Genomic DNA, 713 nt, shown 5'->3' with positions numbered 1-713 from the left:
TTTTTCCCAAAATATAGGTTAAAAAAGTGGTCAGCGCGTCCTTTTTCTCTCGCGTTATATACAGGTTTTTCGCCTTGCTCTTTTAAGATGTCATTGAGCGGTCGCGTTTTTTCGCCGCGCGTGCGGTCAAGCCACATGTTCATAAAATAAGCATCTAATTCCGGCATGATGAATTGCAGGCGGTGGGCATATTCATGAATGCTGATTTCTAAAGCGTCAGCTACTGCTTCTTTGCGCGTCATCTCACGCAAACGTAAAAAGCTATCGCCGGCTTTCACCTGATTTTTCTTCGGCGCAAAAGGTTTATAGTCTTTGAAGCGCGCGCCGTTGTTTCTAAGATAGGCGGCGGTTGCCTCATCTTTAATAAACAATTGAAAGCCGCGTTCATTATCAAAGTTGCGAATCAAAACGCGCCCGGCTTCATTAGCGCGCTCAACCCATTTTCGCGGATAACTGGATTTGATGATGTTTTGGAAGCGTTCTGTCGCTTCACCGTTCACCCGTGGCGGCGCGCCCAAATCCACGCCTTCGGCTTTTAATATCTTGCGAATGGTGCGCGGATAATCGCCGCTAACAAAAGAACGCTCCAATTCCGGCAGATGTTTTGTCCAGACTTGCTCGCCGATTTTGGCGACTTCCTGCCATTGTTCCGGCGACGGCAGCGGTTCGGGGAAGACTTTATGCGCCGGCGGAAACCCTGCTTTCTTTTCCTT

Annotated in this window: 1 protein-coding gene; it reads right to left on the bottom strand. The window is 48.7% G+C overall.

The annotated features are described in order from the left end of the window. A partial coding sequence (locus tag AKG33_RS07405) for a hypothetical protein (protein WP_161802472.1) occupies positions 1-713 on the bottom strand: 713 nt, incomplete at both ends.

This window comes from Dichelobacter nodosus (assembly GCF_001263335.1).
GTDB classification, from domain to species: Bacteria; Pseudomonadota; Gammaproteobacteria; order Cardiobacteriales; family Cardiobacteriaceae; genus Dichelobacter; species Dichelobacter nodosus.
Note: the sequence above shows the minus strand (reverse complement) of the source record. Positions and strands in the feature narration are given on the sequence as shown.